This is a genomic window from Pseudoduganella namucuonensis, assembly GCF_900116645.1.
Lineage (GTDB): Bacteria > Pseudomonadota > Gammaproteobacteria > Burkholderiales > Burkholderiaceae_D > Rugamonas > Rugamonas namucuonensis.
Map to the genome: position 1 here is coordinate 24,723 of NZ_FPBO01000012.1, position 16,533 is coordinate 41,255.

The window sequence follows — 16,533 nt, forward strand, 5'->3', positions numbered from 1 at the left end:
CATGACCACTTCCCGCACCCTCGCCCTGACCGAGAAACTGCTCGGCCGCGCCTCCGTCACCCCTGAAGACAAGGGCTGCCAGGACCAGTTGATCTCCCTGCTCGAGCCGCTCGGCTTCCAGTGCGAGACCATCGTCTCCGGCGACGTGACCAATCTGTGGGCGCGCCGCGGCACGGCCAGCCCGGTGCTGGTGTTCGCCGGCCACACCGACGTGGTGCCGACCGGCCCGGTCGAGCAATGGTCGTCCGAGCCCTTCTACCCCACCCACCGCGACGGCAAGCTGTATGGCCGCGGCGCCGCCGACATGAAGACCTCCATCGCCGCCTTCGTGGTGGCGTGCGAGGAGTTCGTGGCCGCCCACGCGGACCACAAGGGTTCGATCGCCTTCCTGATCACCAGCGACGAGGAGGGCCCGGCCACCGACGGCACCGTGGTGGTCTGCAATATGCTGAAGGCGCGCGGCGAGACGCTGGACTACTGCATCGTCGGCGAACCGACCTCCGACAAGACGCTGGGCGACGTGATCAAGAACGGCCGCCGCGGCTCGCTGTCGGGCAAGCTGACGATCAAGGGCGTGCAGGGCCACATCGCCTATCCGCAGCTGGCGCGCAACCCCATCCACCAGGCGGCGCCGGCGCTGGCGGAGCTGGTGGCCGAAGTCTGGGACCACGGCAACGAGTACTACCTGCCGACCTCCTGGCAGATGTCCAACATCAAGGGCGGCACCGGCGCGAACAACGTGATCCCGGGCGACGTGGTGGTCGACTTCAACTTCCGCTTCTCCACCGCCAGCACGCACGAGGGCCTGAAGGCGCGCGTGCACGCCATCCTGGACAAGCACGGCCTGGAATACGAACTGAAATGGGCGCTGAGCGGCCTGCCCTTCCTGACCCCGCGCGGCACGCTGAGCGATGCGATCTGCAAGGCGATCAAGGCGGAGACGGACGTGGAGGCGGAACTGTCCACCACCGGCGGCACCTCGGACGGGCGCTTTATCGCGCAGATCTGCCCCCAGGTGATAGAATTCGGCCCTCCGAACGCCAGCATCCACAAGATCGACGAGCACATCGAGCTGCGTTTCATCGATCCGCTGAAGAACATCTATCGCCGTACCCTGGAAAACCTGCTGACCTAAGGTCGGCGACGGCCACCTATCCGAGAACAATCATGACCACTTCCCTATTCACCACGCCGCGCGACCTGCTGCGCTACGCCGTCACCCGTTTCAACACCGCCAAGCTGTTCTTCGGCCATGGCAGCGTGGAAGCGCTGGACGAGGCGGCCTACCTGATCCTGCACACGCTCAAGCTGCCGCTGGACAAGCTGGACCCGTTCCTGGACGCGCGCCTGCTGCCGCAGGAAGTGGATTCCATCCTGGCCGTGATCGAGCGCCGCGCCACCGACCGCGTGCCGGCCGCCTACATCACCCGGGAAGCGTGGCTGGGCCCTTACAGCTTCTACGTGGACGAGCGCGCGCTGGTGCCGCGCTCCTTCATCGCGGAACTGATCCCGGACTACTTCGCGCCGTGGATGGTGGACCCCGAGGCGACCACCAACGTGCTGGAACTGTGCACCGGCTCCGGTTGCCTGGCCATCATGCTGGCCGAGGCCTTCCCGAACGCGCAAGTGGACGCGGTGGACATCTCGAAGGACGCGCTGGACGTGGCCCGCATCAACGTGGACACCTACAAGCTGCAAGGCCGCGTGAACCTGATCGAGTCCGACCTGTACGCCAACGTGCCGGACAAGAAGTACGACCTGATCGTCACCAACCCGCCGTACGTGAACTCGGGTTCCATGGCCAAGCTGCCGCCCGAGTACCTGGCCGAGCCGCAAATCGCCCTGGCGGGCGGCGCGGACGGCATGGACCTGGTGCGCAGGATCGTGGCCGGCGCCGCCGAACGCCTGAGCGACGAGGGCCTGCTGATCGTTGAAATCGGCAACGAGCGCGAATTCGCGGAAAAAGCCTTCGGCGACCTGGGCCTGACCTGGCTCACCACCAGCGCCGGCGACGACATGGTGTTCCTGCTGACGGCGGACCAACTGAAAATCTAAGAAGAACAACAAATGATACGTTTTATTCAAGTAAGCCTGATGCGCGGCGTGAAGCCGCTGCTGGAGCAGGTCGATGTCACCCTCAACCCCGGCGACAAGATCGGCCTGATCGGCGCGAACGGCGCCGGCAAATCCAGCCTGTTCGCGATGATGCGCGGCGAGCTGCATCCGGACCAGGGCGAGATCGATTTCCCCGCCAAATGGCGCGTCGCCTACGTGGCGCAGGAAACCCCGCCGCTGGAACGCTGCGCCCTGGACTACGCCATCGACGGCGACGTCAACCTGCGCAAGCTGGAGGCGGAACTGGCGCGCCTGGAATCGGAACCGGCCACCAGCGAGAACGGCATCGCCATCGGCGAGATCTACAGCGCGCTGGCCGACGCCGACGCCTACACCGTGCAGTCGCGCGGCGAACAGCTGTTGCTGGGCCTGGGCTTCACGCTGGACCAGATGCAACTGCCGGTGGCCAGCTTCTCCGGCGGCTGGCGCATGCGCCTGAACCTGGCGCAGGCGCTGATGTGCCCTTCCGACCTGCTGCTGCTCGATGAACCGACCAACCACTTGGACCTGGACGCCATCATCTGGCTGGAGGACTGGCTGAAACGCTATGCCGGCACCCTGATCATCATCTCCCACGATCGCGACTTCCTGGACGAGGTGGTGAACGTGGTGGTGCACATCGACGAGCGCAAATTGAAGCGCTACTCGGGCAACTACTCGTCGTTCGAGCGCCAGCGCGCGGCGCAGATGATCCTGGCCGCCGGCGCGCTGGAAAAGCAGCAGCGCAAGCGCGCCCACCTGGAATCGTTCGTCAACCGCTTCAAGGCGCAGGCCTCCAAGGCCCGCCAGGCGCAGAGCCGCATGAAGGCGCTGGCCAAGATGGAGGAACTGGCGCCGCTGCGCGCGGCAGCCGAGTTCTCCTTCGAGTTCCGCGAGCCGCTGAGCGCCCCGAATCCGCTGCTGGTGATGGAGGACGTGGACGCCGGCTACCGGATCGAGAACCAGGACACCGGCGACGTCACCACCAAGAGCATCGTCCACGGCATCAATTTCTCGCTGCAGATCGGCCAGCGCATCGGCCTGCTGGGCGTGAACGGCGCGGGTAAATCCACACTGATCAAGACCATCGCCGGCGAGCTGTCGCCGCTGACGGGCGACGCCACCATGGGCAAGGGCCTGAACATCGGCTACTTCGCCCAGCACCAGGTGGAGATGCTGCGCCACGACGAATCGCCGCTGTGGCACCTGGCCAAGATCGCGCCCACCGTGCGCGAGCAGGAACTGCGCAACTTCCTGGGCGGCTTCAACTTCCCCGGCACCATGGTCACCAGCTCGATCGCGCCGTTCTCCGGCGGCGAGAAGGCGCGCCTGGCGCTGGCGCTGATCGTGTGGCAGCGCCCCAACCTGCTGCTGCTCGATGAACCGACCAACCACCTGGATCTGGAAACGCGCGAGGCGCTGACCGAGGCGCTGGCGCAGTTCGAGGGCACGCTGGTGGTGGTGTCGCACGATCGCCACCTGCTGCGCGCGACCACCGACCAGTTCATCATCGTCGCCGACGGCAAGCTGCAACCGTTCGACGGCGACCTGGACGACTACAAGGACTGGCTGTTCCAGACCAAGCTGGGCAAGGGCACCGACGTGCTGCCGGCGGCCGGCAAGGCCAACAAGGCCGACTTCCCGGTGGCCTCGCCCGTGGCGCCGCCGGCCGCGCCTGTGGCCAACAGCAAGGACCAGAAGCGGTTGGACGCCGAGCAGCGCCAGAAGCTGTCCGCGCTGCGCAAGCCGATCGAGAACAAGATCAAGCGCCTGGAGGAGAGCATCGCCAAGCGCCAGGCGCAGAAGGCCGAGATCGACACGAAGATGGGCGACAGCGCCATCTACGAGGCGGCCAACAAGGTCAAGCTCAAGGCCTTGCTGGCCGACCAGGCCTTCTACACCAAGGACCTGGAACAGCTGGAGGGCGAGTGGCTGGAGCTGCAGGAGCAGTTGGAAGGCCTGGCGGCGTAATCCAAGCCAACGCCGCGCCAGTGCCGCGCGCCGCCTACGCGGCGTGCAGCGCCCCCCGGCCCGCGCGCCGTATCGCCATCAGCTTGTCGATGTCGACCACGATCAACCGCCTCCCGGCCGGCGTTTCCCCTATCCCCAGCAGATAGTCCACCTCCTTGGCCAGCCCGGGCATCGGCTGTATCTTCTCCTCGGCCAGCGTGACGACGTCGGTCACGCCGTCGGTCACCATGCCCATCACGCAGGTCGACAGCTGCAGGATGATCACGTCCGTGCGCGGGTCGTGCTGCGGCGGGCGGGGTCCGAAGGCGATGCGCATGTCCACGATCGGCATGATCAAGCCGCGCGACACCGCCACGCCGCCGATGATCTCGCCATCCTCCGAAATGCGCTCGAGCGCGTTCAGCGGCCGCAATTCCCGCACCTTTCGATAGTCGAGTGCGTACTCCAGCCCGCCAAGACGGAAACTCAGATACTGACGGGGCGCGGTTTCCTGGGCGCCGATAGGGGTCGCGGATTGCATGGTGTTCCTTTCGCTGTGAGTCACGCGTACACCTATCCTAACCGTCGTCGTCCCGGCAAGAGTTGATGGCAGTCAATGTTTCCCGCGCAACACAGTCGATCATCGGCGCCGCGGAAAACGCTACAATGGATGGACGCCCGCGCCCACACCCACCCGATGTCTCACAAGAAGGCCTGCCCATGTACCAGTGGCTCAAGCGTTTGATCAACGGCGCCGACGAGCCGCGCGGCCCCGCCACGCCCAGCCCGCCCCGCGCGCCTGACGCGGCCAGCGAGCCCGGCGCGCCGCCCGCCGCCGTGGCGCCCGCTCGCGCGCCCACTGGCCCAGCCGCGCCCCGCACGTCCGCAGCCGCTGTGGCGCCGGCCCACGCAGCCACCGGCCCGGCGGGCAACGCGACGGCCGCCAAGCCGTCCACGCGCGTCGCCCCCGTTCCCGCCTACGGCCAGGCCGACCACGCCAACGACCGCTATTTCGCCTGGCTGTTCGGCCCCGTCCAGCCGGACCGTGAAGACATCAGCCCCGCCGAGGCCAGCGTGCTGGCCGCGCTGGCCGACATCGTGCGCGCGCCGCAAACGGGCGCGGACCTGATGCGGCGCATGCCCGGCCTGTTGCCGCAACTGCTGCAGAGCCTGCGCAGCGAGAACTTCCACGCGGCCGACGTGGCGCGCAAGATCTCCAGCGACCTGGTCCTGGTGGCGGCCGTGCTGCGCCTGGCCAACAGCACCGCGCTCGGCTCCGGCAAGCCCGTCTCCAGCATCGAGCACGCGGTCATGGTGATCGGCCAGGAGGGCTTGCGCCAGCTGGTCACCGCCGTCGCCTTCAAGCCCATCGTCGACCTCAACTCCGGCCCGTACACGCGCCAGCTGGCGCCGCGCATCTGGGAACAGGCCGAATACTGCGCCATCGCCTGCCGCATGCTGGCGCCGTCGCAGGCGGTGGAGCCGCTGGACGTCTTCCTCGCCGGCCTGGTGCAGAACGCCGGCCTGCTGGTGTCGCTGCGCATGATGGACCAGGCTACGGGGCCGGCGCACGGCATGGGTGGCATGGGTGGCATGGGTGGCAAACAATACTGCGAGCGCCTGCAAAACAGCGCCAACCTGGTCGCCGCCGGCATCGCGCAGGAATGGCGCTTCCCGCCCGCCGTGATCCAGGCCGTGCGCGAACAGAACACGCTGCGGCGCGGCGCCGCGCAATCACCCATGGGCCGCGTGCTGGCGCTGGCCGACTACCTGGCCAAGCTCAAGGTGCTGTCCATGCATGGCAAGCCGGAGGACGTGGACGACGCCATGTTCGACGCCCTGCCACCCGAGGCGCTGGCCTGCCACGCCGACCTGGAACAACGTGAACATTGACATCAATCCGGACGAGGTGGAGTTCTCCGCCATCCGCGCGCAGGGGCCGGGCGGGCAAAACGTCAACAAGGTGTCGAACGCGGTGCACCTGCGCTTCAACATCGCCGCCTCCACGCTGCCGGACGCCATCAAGGAACGCCTGCTGGCGCTGCGCGACCAGCGCATCACCAAGGATGGCGTGGTGGTGCTGAAGGCGCAGCAGTCGCGCAGCCTGGAGGCGAACAAGGAGGAGGCGTTGCGGCGCTTGCGGGAACTGGTGGACGGCGTGGCCGTGTTGCCCACGCCGCGCCGGCCCACGCGCCCCACCCGCAGTTCCCAGCGCAAGCGGCTGGACGGCAAGACCAAGGACGCGGAGCGCAAGCAGCTGCGCGGCAAAGTGCGTTACTGAGCCGGGACGGCCCGCCAGTCCACCGAGCCGCTGCTGCCGCTGAAGATGGCCGCCACGCGCGACGCCGTGGCGCGCAGGCGGGATTTGATTTCCCTCGGGGCCAGGTCGTACGCGGCGCCGTGGTCCGGGTTGTAGAGCATGGTGCGCACCACGGTTTCGCCCTCCACCAGCTTCACCACGCAGCGGCCCTCGCCCAGCAGCGCTTCCTTCTGGCGCAGCACGGCGGCGGCCTGTTCGCGCGTCTGCGCCTGCAGGCCCTGCGCCTCCTTGGCGCTCAGCGACAGCTTGCCCACGGAGCGCAACGCCGGTCCCACCTGCACCGCCATCTTCTGGAACAGCGCCAGTTGCTCGGGCGTGAGCACCACCTCCTGCTTGCGCACGCGGGTCGCCAGGGTCAGGTAGTTGCGCACGTCCGGCTCGTTGGTGATGGCGTCGATGTCGGCCTTGTGGCGGGCCGCGACGGCGCCGTGGCGCGCGGCCTTTTCCTCGTACTCGGCGATGGCCTTGTCGTACTTGGCGGTGTCCGGCACCATGGGGAACAGTAGCATTTCGATCTGCTTGCGCGGGCCGGCGCTGCCGATCTCGATGCGGCGGGCGGCGATGGCGCAACCGGACGCGTTCTTGATCACCACCTCGTCGGCCATGATCTCGCAGTTGGACGCCTCGCCTATCACCACGCGGGTGCCGGAAATGATGCAGCTCTCGGCGCGGCCCAGCACCACGTCGCCCTGTTTGGTCTGCAGCACCGCGTTCGAGGCCACGCCCTTGACGTTGATGTGGCCGTCCACGTTGGTGGCGGCGCCGCCCATCAGGTTGCGCTGCAGGTTGATGACGCCGCCGCGCGAATTGATGTTGCCGTACACGTCGCCGTGGATGGTGATGCTGCCGCCGTCGACGCTGCGCTGCTCCTGCACCTCGCCGAACTCCTCGTATTCGCCCGTCAGCTGCAGGTTGCCCGTGGTGCGCACGCTGACGCCCTCGCGGCTGATGATCTTGGGGCCGATGGAGATCTTCTTGCTGCCGTCCACGCTGATGAAGCCCTCGACGGCGGAGACCAGGAACTCCACGCCGTTCACGGTTTCCACCAGGGTGCCTGGGCCGGCCACGCTGGCCAGGTCGATGTCCCGGGGCTGTGGCGCCTCCAGCGGAATGCCGGACAGCTCGTAGCCGCGGATGCCCGCCACCATCGGCACCTTGCGCAGCAGCTTGACGTGCGGCGGCACCTGCGGGAAGCGGTTCTGGAAGGTGTTCAGGTCGAAGCGGCCATTGGCCATCTCGCGCGGCGCGTTGCTGCGGTGCAGGCTCTGCGACACCTCGACGATGGCGGCGTCGCGCCCCGGGGTGGCGGCCAGCCGGCGCGCCGCGATCAGCCGCGTGACGCGGCCGGCGGCGATGGTGGCCCGCACCGCCGGCGCGTCGATGCCGAAGCGGATGCCCTTGACCCACATGTCGGCAACGAATTCCTCGAAAATCAGCCTGGCCGGCTGCGGCGGCATGTCCGGGGCGAAGAAGAACACGGGCTCGAAATAGTACTCGGCCTCGCCGTTGATGATCTTGACGGACTTGTACAGCTCTCGGCGCTCGGGCGGAAACGGCGCGATGCCGTCCGCGAAACGGATCAGCGGCTTGCCCTTCACATTGTCCGGCAGCTCCGCGCCCGCGTTGTAGAGCGCGCGGATGAAGACCGCGTAGTCCAGCCCCGTGAAATAACCGTTCCCCAGGAAGACGTGGTTCACCGCGGCCTGGCTGGCCGCCGCCGTGGCGTCGCCGCGGAAGTAGACCCCGTCCGCGCGCTGGACCAGCGAGGATGGCAATTCGCCCCCCGCCGGCGCTTCAGCGGCCTGTACGTCGTTGGACACCCGCATTCCCCTCAATCCCGCTCTTCGACACTATAGACCCAGTCCAGCGCGCCCATCGTTTCGGAGAACACCACCTCGCTGCCCGGCTGGGCGCCGCGCAGGAAGGCCTTGCAGTCCTTGGGCGCGACATTGGCGGCGGTCCTGGCGTCGGCCTTCAGCGGCAGGGTGCACACCGTGGTCTCGCCGGACACCATCTGGATTTTACAGCGCGCCTGGCCGGAGGCCGCCATTTTCTGCCACAGCAGCTCGTCCATCTGCGCGCGCCGCACGCCCAGCTGCGACTCGGCGGCCTTCATTTTCTGCAGCAGGTGCCCCACCGTCTTCAGTTGCGGCTCCACCGCCGCCGCCATTTTCTTCAGCTGCGGCGCCTGTTCCGCCGTCAGCGTCAGCTCGCCCTTGCGCATTTGCGCCGTCAGCGTCATGTAGCCGCGCACCTGCGGTATCGAGGTGATCTGGTTGGCCTCGTCCTGGAACTGCGCGCGCAGCGCCTCCAGCGCGGCGCACTTGTCGCGCAGCTCCGCGAGCTGGGCGTCGAGCGGGGCCAGGTCCGGCACCTGCATCAGCACCCGCATCTCGGTCTGCCGGCGCGGGCCGGCGCTTTCGATCTCCACCACGCGCGCGGCCACGGCGCAGCCCTCGGCCAGGCCGATGCGCAGCTCGTCGGCCATGATCTCGCAGTTGGAGGCCTCCTCGATCACCACCCTGGTGCCGATGATGACGCAGTTCTCGGCCCGGCCCTTGAGCGTGACGTCGCCGTCGCGCGCGTGCACGATGGCGCCGGACGCCACGCCCTTGATGCGGATGTCGCCCTTGGCGTTGACGGCGCTGCCGCCCACCAGGTTGGCGCCCAGCGCGATGGTGCCGCCGCTGGAAGTGATGTTGCCGAACACATTGCCGTGGATGGTGATGTCGCTGCCCATCACCTCGCGCAGCTCCTGCACGTCGCCCAACTCCTCGAAGGCGCCGGCCAGCTCCAGGTTGCCCGTGGTGCGCCCGCTCACGCCGTCGCGGCTGATGATCTTGTCGCGCACCGAGATCGTGCCGGCCTTGGCGTCGACGTCCAGGAAGCCATCCTTGTCGGCCACCAGGAACTCGCCCTCGGCGGCGCGCTCGATCACCGTGCCCTCGCCTATCCAGCGGCGGAAATCGAGGTCGGCGGGCGGCTGCGGCAGCAGCACCACGCCGCTCACCTCCAGGCCGCGCGCGCCGCTCACGCCCGGCATCTTGCGCAGCAGGCGCATGCCCTTGCGGATCTGCGGGAAGCGGTTCTGGAAGCTGTGCAGGTCCACCCTGCCGTCCTTTTTCTCGCGCGGCGCGTCGCTGCGGTGCAGCTCCTGCGACACCTCCACCACGTGGGCGTCGATGCTGGGCTCGGGCTCCAGCCGCCGCGCCACCGTGGTGCGGTCGCCGCGGCTGGCGGCGATGGCGGCGCGCACCGCGTCCAGGTCGATCCCGTAGCGCACGCCCTTGTTCCACAGCTCGGCCACGAACTCGTCCGCGTCGAGCTTGACCGGGCGTTCCGGGATCACGGTGCCGTCGGGCAGCACCTCCTCCTCGTAGAACAGCGGCTCGAACACGTATTCGGCCAAGCCCTGGCCCATCTTGAAGCCGCGGTACAGCGCGCGGCGCTGCGGCTCGAAGCGCAGCGCGGCGTCGGCGATGCGTATCAGCGCCTCGCCGGGCGGTCCCGGCGGCAGCGGCGGCCCGACGTTGAACAGGGCCTTGATGAACACCGGGTAGTCCAGGCCTGCCAGGAACAGGCCGGACAGGAACAGCTGGCCGATGGCGGCGATGAAGGTGGCGGGAGGCTGCGCGGCGTCCAGGAACACGCCGTCCTGGCGCTGGATCACGCCATTGGGCAGAACTGGTGCGTTGGCCGCTGCGACTTTGTCTACCACAAATATCCTCCGAGCATGGAAAATGCCAGCGACAACATCATCCATGGGAAACGTGATTCCTGCAAGGAAATAATGTTACACGTAAGCCAAGTACAACATGGAATTTTCGTTGGCGCGCTGCAGCAATGCTACGCCCAAGCGCAAGCCCGCGCCAGCGCTTGGCCGGCGGCGGTACACTGATGAGCAAAGGCGCCCGGCGAAGGCCGGGTGGCGGAGGGTTTGGAGATGAAGGCTTAACGGCGTGGCGGGATGGCGTAGACTTCCTGGCCGGCCTCGTTGATCTGGCGGCGCAGGTCGCGGCGCTCGTCGGGCGTCATGCGGCCGGCGCGGCGGGCCGTCTCGGCGTTGCTGGTGGATTCCTGCAGCACCCGGCGGTGCTCCTCGGCGCGCGCCTCGAAGGAACGCGAATCGCGCTCCGGGCGCTGCGGGCGGTTGTCGCCGCGCTCTTCCTTGCGCGGCGGGGCGTCGCGGTCGCCTGGGCCGTTGGCGTGGGCGGACACGCCCAACAGGGAAAAGCACACGGCCAGCGTCCCCACGCAAACGCGGACCAGCTCATGCGCACGGGGCGACGCGTTCGAATTGTGGAGTTGCTTGCTCATGGTCTTCCTCTTCGTACTACCTAGCCCCAAGTGTATGGCCTATTCCCCGCCAGGGTAAGGCTGTTAGCGTAAAGTTTGTAACAGTTTGTAATGCGTTTGTGCAAGCGTTTGCCAGCGGCGAATATGACGTTACCATAGCGACATACTTAAGACAATTCCTAGACCCATCGGGCTGCATCATGACAACGACTACGAGCGACAACGGCAACCACAACAACGGCCAGCACGGCCACCAGGCCAAGATCATGGTGGTGGACGACGACGTCCGGCTGCGCGACCTGCTGCGCCGCTACCTCACCGAGCAGGGCTTCAACGTGTTCACCGCGGAAAACGCCACCGCCATGAACAAGCTGTGGCTGCGCGAGCGCTACGACCTGCTGGTGCTGGACCTGATGCTGCCGGGCGAGGACGGCCTGTCGATCTGCCGCCGCCTGCGCGGCGCCGGCGACCAGACCCCCATCATCATGCTGACCGCCAAGGGCGAGGACGTGGACCGCATCGTCGGCCTGGAGATGGGCGCCGACGACTACCTGCCCAAGCCCTTCAACCCGCGCGAGCTGGTGGCCCGCATCGGCGCCGTGCTGCGCCGCAAGCAGCCCGACGAGATCCCGGGCGCGCCGTCCGAAACCCCGCAGACCTTCGAGTTCGGCCAGTTCGTGCTGGACCTGGGCACGCGCACGCTGAAGAAGAGCGGCGAGACGGTGCCGCTGACCACCGGCGAGTTCTCGGTGCTGAAGGTGTTCGCCCGCCACGCGCGCCAGCCGCTGTCGCGCGAAAAGCTGATGGAACTGGCCCGCGGCCGCGAATACGAGGTGTTCGACCGCAGCCTGGACGTGCAGATCTCGCGCCTGCGCAAGCTGATCGAGCCCGACCCATCGAGCCCGCTGTACATCCAGACCGTGTGGGGCCTGGGCTATGTCTTCATTCCGGAGGGCCAGCCGCGCTGATCCGGCGGCAGCCGCATGAAGTTTCCCCGCCTGGTCCCCCGTTTGTTCTCGCTGGCCGCGCTCAAGAGCGGCCTGTTCTGGCGCACTTTCCTGCTGCTGGGCGTGCTGACGACGCTGAGCATGTCGGCCTGGGTCGGCATGATCAGCGTGGTGCAGCGCGAGCCGCAGGTGCAGCAGATCTCCTCGCAGGTGATCTCGGTGGTCACCATCACCCACGCCGCCCTCACCCACTCCGCGCCCGAACTGCGGCGCGAACTGCTGTTCGAGCTGGTGTCGAACGAGGGCATCCGCATCTTCACGCTGGAGGACGACGACGAGGTCGAGCCGCCGCCGGACAACGCGCTGATGCCCGACATCGAGGCGCTGGTCAAGGCCAAGCTGGGCAAGGACACGCGCTTCTCCTCCAGCGTGAACGGCATGCCGGGCTTCTGGGTCAGCTTCAAGATCGGCGAGGACGGCTACTGGCTGATGCTGGAGCGTGAACGCATCCGCGGCCTGACCGGCATCCAGTGGCTGGGCTGGGCCGGCGTGGTGTCGCTGCTGTCGCTGCTGGGCGCGGCGCTGATCTCCAGCCTGATCAACCGCCCGCTGGCGCGCCTGACGGCCGCCACGCGCCAACTGGCCGAGGGCCGCCGCCCCGAGCCGCTGCCCGAGAAGGGGCCGGCCGAAATCGCCCAGGCCAACCGCAGCTTCAACCAGATGGTGCGCGACCTGGCGCAGGTGGAATCGGACCGCGCCGTGATCCTGGCCGGCATCTCGCACGACCTGCGCACGCCGCTGGCGCGCATGGGGCTGGAGGTGGAGATGGCCAACCTGTCGAACGAGGCGCGCGAGGGCATCCAGTCCGACATCGGCCAGATGGACGCCATCATCGGCCAGTTCCTCGACTACGCCAAGCCCACCGAGGCCTCCAGCTTCATCAACGTGGACCTGGGCGCGCTGCTGAGCGAGACCGCGCACGAGGTGTCGCGCCTGCACGACGTGCGCATCACCACCGACATCGCCGAACACGCGCAGGTGCTGGGCAACGCCACCGACCTGAAACGGGTGCTCAACAACCTGATCGAGAACGCGCGCCGCTACGGCCGGACCGCCGAGACGGACTACACCGAGATCGACATCAAGTGCACCGTCAAGGGCATGCACAGCTTCAAGCGCGTGGTGGTCGAGGTGCAGGACCACGGCCCGGGGGTGCCGGAGGGGGAGATCGCGCAACTGCTGAAGCCCTTCACCCGCCTCGACGCGGCGCGCGGCCAGGCCAACGGCGCCGGCCTGGGCCTGGCCATCGTCGACCGCGTGCTGCAGCGCCACGGCGCCGAGCTGCAGGTCCGCAACCGCGACGGCGGCGGCCTGCTGTTCCAGATCACGATGAAGGCGCTGGGCTGAGAGGCTGAGAGTCTTTCGATCATGCCCGCTCATCACGCCAGAAGGTGCCCGCTCGTCGTTGCAAATGCTCGCCATAGCCCGAGCTATGGCTGTGCTTTGCGCCTCGATCGGCCACCTTCTGGCGCGCTGCTCTGGCACGCCCGAAAAACTCTCAGCCTCTGACGCCCGGCCTCGCCGCCCCATGAAAAAACGGCCGCGCCGGAATCCCGGTGCGGCCGCCTCGCTGCCCATCGTCAGTCCATCACAGGTCCGTGATTTCCTTGTGGCGCGGCACCAGCGTTTTCATCACGCCCCACGCCAGCAGGTAGGCCACGGCGCAGAAGCTGAACATGATCATGTAGCCGGTCTGGATTTGGCCCAGCGCGCCGTAGTAGTCGAACAGCCAGCCGCCGATCTTGGAGACGGCCACGCCGCCCAGGCCGCCGGCCATGCCGCCGATGCCCACCACCGACGCCACCGACTTCTGCGGGAACATGTCCGACACGGTGGTGAAGATGTTGGCCGACCAGGCCTGGTGCGCCGAGGCGCCGATACCGATCAGCAGCACCGGCACCCAGAAGCTGATGTAGCCCAGCGGCTGCGCCAGCAACACCACCAGCGGGAACAGCGCGATCACCAGCATGGCCTTCATGCGGCCGTCGTAGGCCTGCATGCCCTTGTTCATGAAGTAGGCCGGGAACCAGCCGCCGCCGATGCTGCCCACCATGGTCATGCTGTACAACACGGCCAGCGGCACGACGATCGCCTCCTTGCCCATGCCGTACTGCGCCGACAGGTATTTCGGCAGCCAGAACAGGAAGAACCACCACACGCCGTCGGTCATGAATTTGCCGAAGGTGAAGGCCCAGGTCTGGCGGTAGGTCAGCAGCTTGAACCAGGACACCTTGGCGCCGCCGGCCACCGGCGCCGGGGCGGGCGCGCGGCCCTGCTCGTCGGCGCGGATGTAGGCCAGTTCCTCCTTCGACAGGCGGCTCTGCTTCTCGGGCGCCTCGTACATCATCTGCCAGGCGGCCATCCAGATGAAGCCGACGGCGCCGATGGCGATGAAGGCCATCTGCCAGCCCCAGTTGATGGCGATCCAGGGCACCGTCAGCGGCGCCAGGATGGCGCCCACGTTGGCGCCGGAGTTGAAGATGCCGGTCGCGAACGAGCGCTCCTTCTTCGGGAAGTACTCGGCGGTGGCCTTGATGGCGGCCGGGAAGTTGCCCGCCTCGCCCACCGCCAGCACCGCGCGCGACAGCATGAAGCCGGCGATCGAGACCGGGATCGCGGCGAAGCCGAAGGCGCCCAGCACAGAGGCGATGCCGGCGCCCATCGGCACCGAGTAGGCGTGCATGATGGCGCCGATCGACCAGATGACGATGGCCAGGATGTAGGCTTGCTTGGTGCCGATCTTGTCGACCACGCGGCCGGCGAACAGCATCGAGATCGCGTACACGAACTGGAACACGGCGGTGATGTTGGCGTAGTCGGAGTTGCTCCAGCCGAACTCCTTGGACAAGTCCGGCGCCAGCAGGCTCAGGACCTGGCGGTCGAGGTAATTGACGGTGGTGGCGAAAAACAGCAGCGCGCAGATGGTCCACCGGTATTTGCCAACGGATTGCTGGCTGACGGGCTCACTCAGGTTCATGGGATCACTTTAATGGTTGTTGTTCGATCTCTCTCGGTCACCGACGAGAGCATCCAAGTTGTATGTCATCGTACAACCTAAAGCAGGCGCAAGCAAGCGAAAATGGTTCAAAAAAACCGGAAAAAATATTTGTACCGTGTCGATCTGGCGTTCGCCCGCGCGTCGTGGGAGTATGAGCGCGCAGTTTTGCGTTCAGATTCCCAACCACCGTCAAGGAGATCATCATGAGCAATGTTGCACCCATCCCGGAAGGCTTCGCCACCATCACCCCGCACATCGTCTGCGAAGGCGCCGCCGAGGCGATCGACTATTACAAAAAGGCCTTCAACGCCGTGGAAATCCACCGCATGCCCGGCCCGGACGGCAAGCTGATGCACGCGATGATACAAATCGGCGACTCCTTCATCATGATGGCCGACGCCTTCCCCGACTGGGGCTGCGTGGGGCCCAAGCAGCTGAACGGCAGCCCGGTCTACCTGCACCTGTACGTGAAGGACGTGGACGCCGCCTACAAGCAGGCGGTGGACGCGGGCGGCACCGCCAAGATGCCGCCGGCCGACATGTTCTGGGGCGACCGCTACGGCCAGTTGACCGATCCCTACGGCCACATCTGGTCCATCGCCACCCACAAGCGCGACATGACGCCGGAAGAAATGCAGGCCGAGATGGAAAAACAAGGCGGCTGCACCGACGCCCCGAAACAATAACAGCGAGGAGCCGCCATGCGTTTCATGATCATAGTCAAGGCCAGCCCCGAGTCGGAGGCCGGCAAGATGCCCAGCGAGGAACTGCTGACCGCGATGGGCAAGTTCAACGAGGAGCTGGTCAACGCCGGCGTGCTGCTGGCCGGCGAGGGCCTGCACCCCAGCAGCAAGGGCGTGCGCGTGCACTTCTCGGGCAACAAGCGCACCGTCGTCGACGGGCCGTTCTCCGAAACCAAGGAGCTGATTGCCGGCTTCTGGCTGGTTCAGGTAAAGTCGCTGGAGGAGGCGATCGAATGGGTCAAGCGCTGCCCCAATCCAATGGAAAGCGACTCGGACATCGAGATCCGCCAGGTCTTTGAAATGGACGATTTCGGCGCCGAGTTCACGCCGGAACTGCGCGAGCAGGAAAAACGCGTCATGGAAAAGGCCAAGGCCCAGCAACAGCACTAAGCGGAAAACAACACCACTCCTGGAGGAATGCGATGCAATTCATGATCTTGCGCAGGTCGGACCGGACCACGGAGGCGGCGGACTTTCCGCCGCCCGAACTGGCCGCCGCCATGCCGTCGGCGAAGTGGTTGCATCCCAGCGCCAGCGGCGTGCGCATGCGGCGCGCCCCCGCTGGCGAGTGGACCGTGCGGGCCGCCCCGTTCGCCGACGCCGGCGAGCTGGTGGCCGGCTACACCTTCATCGAGGCCGCCGACCGCGACGCGGCCCTGGCGTGGGCCGCCAAGGCGTGGCCCACCGCGGACGCCGAGGGCGAGGCGCTGATCGAAGTGCGCGAGGCCGGCTGTCCCGGCGGCTGCGTGGGTTTCGACACGGGCGAGGCGCCGCAAGGCCCGGCCTGGGCGGTCCTGCTGCGATCGGACCAGGGCAGCGAGGCGGACCTGGAGCCGCCGCCCGCCGTCATCGACACCATGAACCGCGCCAACCAGGCCGGCGTGCGCGCCGGCCTGGCGCTGGCGGGCGAGGGCCTGAAGTCGACCGCCAGGGGCGGCCGCGTGAAGTTCAGCGGCGGCAGGCCGTCCATCATCGACGGTCCCTTCACCGAGGTGAAGGAACTGATCGCCGGCTACTGGCTGATCCGGGCGGACACCCTGGAGCAGGCCATGGACTGGGTGCGCAACTATCCCTACCCGCATCCGGACGAGCTGGAGATCGAACTGCGCACGGTACATCGGTGAC

At 67.3% G+C, this 16,533-nt stretch carries 15 protein-coding genes; 10 read left to right on the top strand and 5 right to left on the bottom strand.

Annotated features, from left to right (window positions below; all coding sequences use genetic code 11):
• Position 1 precedes the first annotated feature (1 nt).
• From dapE to BM436_RS14430, 3 genes are read left to right on the top strand one after another with little or no spacing between them, the layout of a single operon-like run.
• A complete protein-coding gene (gene dapE / locus BM436_RS14420; protein WP_093556228.1) occupies positions 2–1,135 on the top strand; it encodes a succinyl-diaminopimelate desuccinylase in 1,134 nt (377 codons plus the stop codon).
• Between the two features lie 32 nt (positions 1,136–1,167).
• Positions 1,168–2,055, top strand: a complete 888-nt coding sequence (gene prmB, locus BM436_RS14425) for a 50S ribosomal protein L3 N(5)-glutamine methyltransferase (protein ID WP_093556229.1) — start codon at positions 1,168–1,170, stop codon at positions 2,053–2,055.
• Positions 2,056–2,067: 12 nt separating this feature from the next.
• Entirely contained in the window at positions 2,068–4,065 is a 1,998-nt protein-coding gene (locus BM436_RS14430) for an ATP-binding cassette domain-containing protein (RefSeq protein WP_093556230.1), read from the top strand.
• Between the two features lie 34 nt (positions 4,066–4,099).
• Here BM436_RS14430 and BM436_RS14435 read toward each other — a convergent pair whose 3' ends face one another.
• The gene (locus tag BM436_RS14435; protein ID WP_093556231.1) at positions 4,100–4,585 is read right to left on the bottom strand and encodes a chemotaxis protein CheW; all 486 of its coding nucleotides are present in this window, start codon (positions 4,583–4,585) and stop codon (positions 4,100–4,102) included.
• Positions 4,586–4,764: 179 nt separating this feature from the next.
• On the opposite strand from BM436_RS14435, the gene BM436_RS14440 reads away from it, so the two are divergent.
• Positions 4,765–5,937 (top strand): HDOD domain-containing protein, encoded by a 1,173-nt coding sequence (locus BM436_RS14440; protein WP_177307203.1) that lies wholly within the window; start codon positions 4,765–4,767, stop codon positions 5,935–5,937.
• Positions 5,927–6,325, top strand: a complete 399-nt coding sequence (gene arfB / locus BM436_RS14445; protein ID WP_229490293.1) for an alternative ribosome rescue aminoacyl-tRNA hydrolase ArfB — start codon at positions 5,927–5,929, stop codon at positions 6,323–6,325. The genes BM436_RS14440 and arfB overlap by 11 nt, the downstream gene beginning before the upstream one ends.
• Here arfB and BM436_RS14450 read toward each other — a convergent pair.
• The 3 genes from BM436_RS14450 to BM436_RS14460 form a co-directional block, all read right to left on the bottom strand.
• Positions 6,319–8,184, bottom strand: coding sequence for a flagellar assembly protein A (locus tag BM436_RS14450; protein WP_371859641.1), 1,866 nt, complete (start codon positions 8,182–8,184; stop codon positions 6,319–6,321). The two genes, arfB and BM436_RS14450, sit on opposite strands and share 7 nt — an antisense overlap.
• An 11-nt stretch (positions 8,185–8,195) precedes the next feature.
• Positions 8,196–10,082 carry a flagellar assembly protein A gene (locus tag BM436_RS14455; RefSeq protein ID WP_229490294.1) on the bottom strand — a complete coding sequence of 629 codons (1,887 nt, stop codon included), beginning with the start codon at positions 10,080–10,082 and terminating at the stop codon, positions 8,196–8,198.
• 233 nt (positions 10,083–10,315) lie between these two features.
• A complete protein-coding gene (locus BM436_RS14460; protein ID WP_229490296.1) occupies positions 10,316–10,681 on the bottom strand; it encodes a hypothetical protein in 366 nt (121 codons plus the stop codon).
• Positions 10,682–10,860: 179 nt separating this feature from the next.
• Here BM436_RS14460 and ompR point away from each other — a divergent pair, with 179 nt between their 5' ends.
• Both ompR and BM436_RS14470 read left to right on the top strand, forming a co-directional pair.
• Complete coding sequence (gene ompR, locus BM436_RS14465) at positions 10,861–11,628, top strand: osmolarity response regulator transcription factor OmpR (RefSeq protein WP_093556234.1); 768 nt, start codon at positions 10,861–10,863, stop codon at positions 11,626–11,628.
• 15 nt (positions 11,629–11,643) lie between these two features.
• A complete protein-coding gene (locus BM436_RS14470) occupies positions 11,644–13,014 on the top strand; it encodes a sensor histidine kinase family protein (protein ID WP_093556235.1) in 1,371 nt (456 codons plus the stop codon).
• A gap of 241 nt (positions 13,015–13,255) precedes the next feature.
• Here BM436_RS14470 and BM436_RS14475 read toward each other — a convergent pair whose 3' ends face one another.
• Positions 13,256–14,644 (bottom strand): MFS transporter, encoded by a 1,389-nt coding sequence (locus tag BM436_RS14475; protein ID WP_093556236.1) that lies wholly within the window; start codon positions 14,642–14,644, stop codon positions 13,256–13,258.
• A gap of 224 nt (positions 14,645–14,868) precedes the next feature.
• Here BM436_RS14475 and BM436_RS14480 point away from each other — a divergent pair, with 224 nt between their 5' ends.
• Genes BM436_RS14480 through BM436_RS14490 form a run of 3 tightly spaced genes read left to right on the top strand, consistent with a single transcriptional unit; the run spans position 14,869 to position 16,532 of the window.
• A complete protein-coding gene (locus tag BM436_RS14480; protein WP_093556237.1) occupies positions 14,869–15,351 on the top strand; it encodes a VOC family protein in 483 nt (160 codons plus the stop codon).
• A gap of 15 nt (positions 15,352–15,366) precedes the next feature.
• On the top strand, positions 15,367–15,798 hold the full coding sequence (locus tag BM436_RS14485) for a YciI family protein (protein ID WP_093556238.1): 432 nt from the start codon (positions 15,367–15,369) through the stop codon (positions 15,796–15,798).
• Between the two features lie 32 nt (positions 15,799–15,830).
• Entirely contained in the window at positions 15,831–16,532 is a 702-nt protein-coding gene (locus BM436_RS14490) for a YciI family protein (protein ID WP_093556239.1), read from the top strand.
• Position 16,533 lies beyond the last annotated feature (1 nt).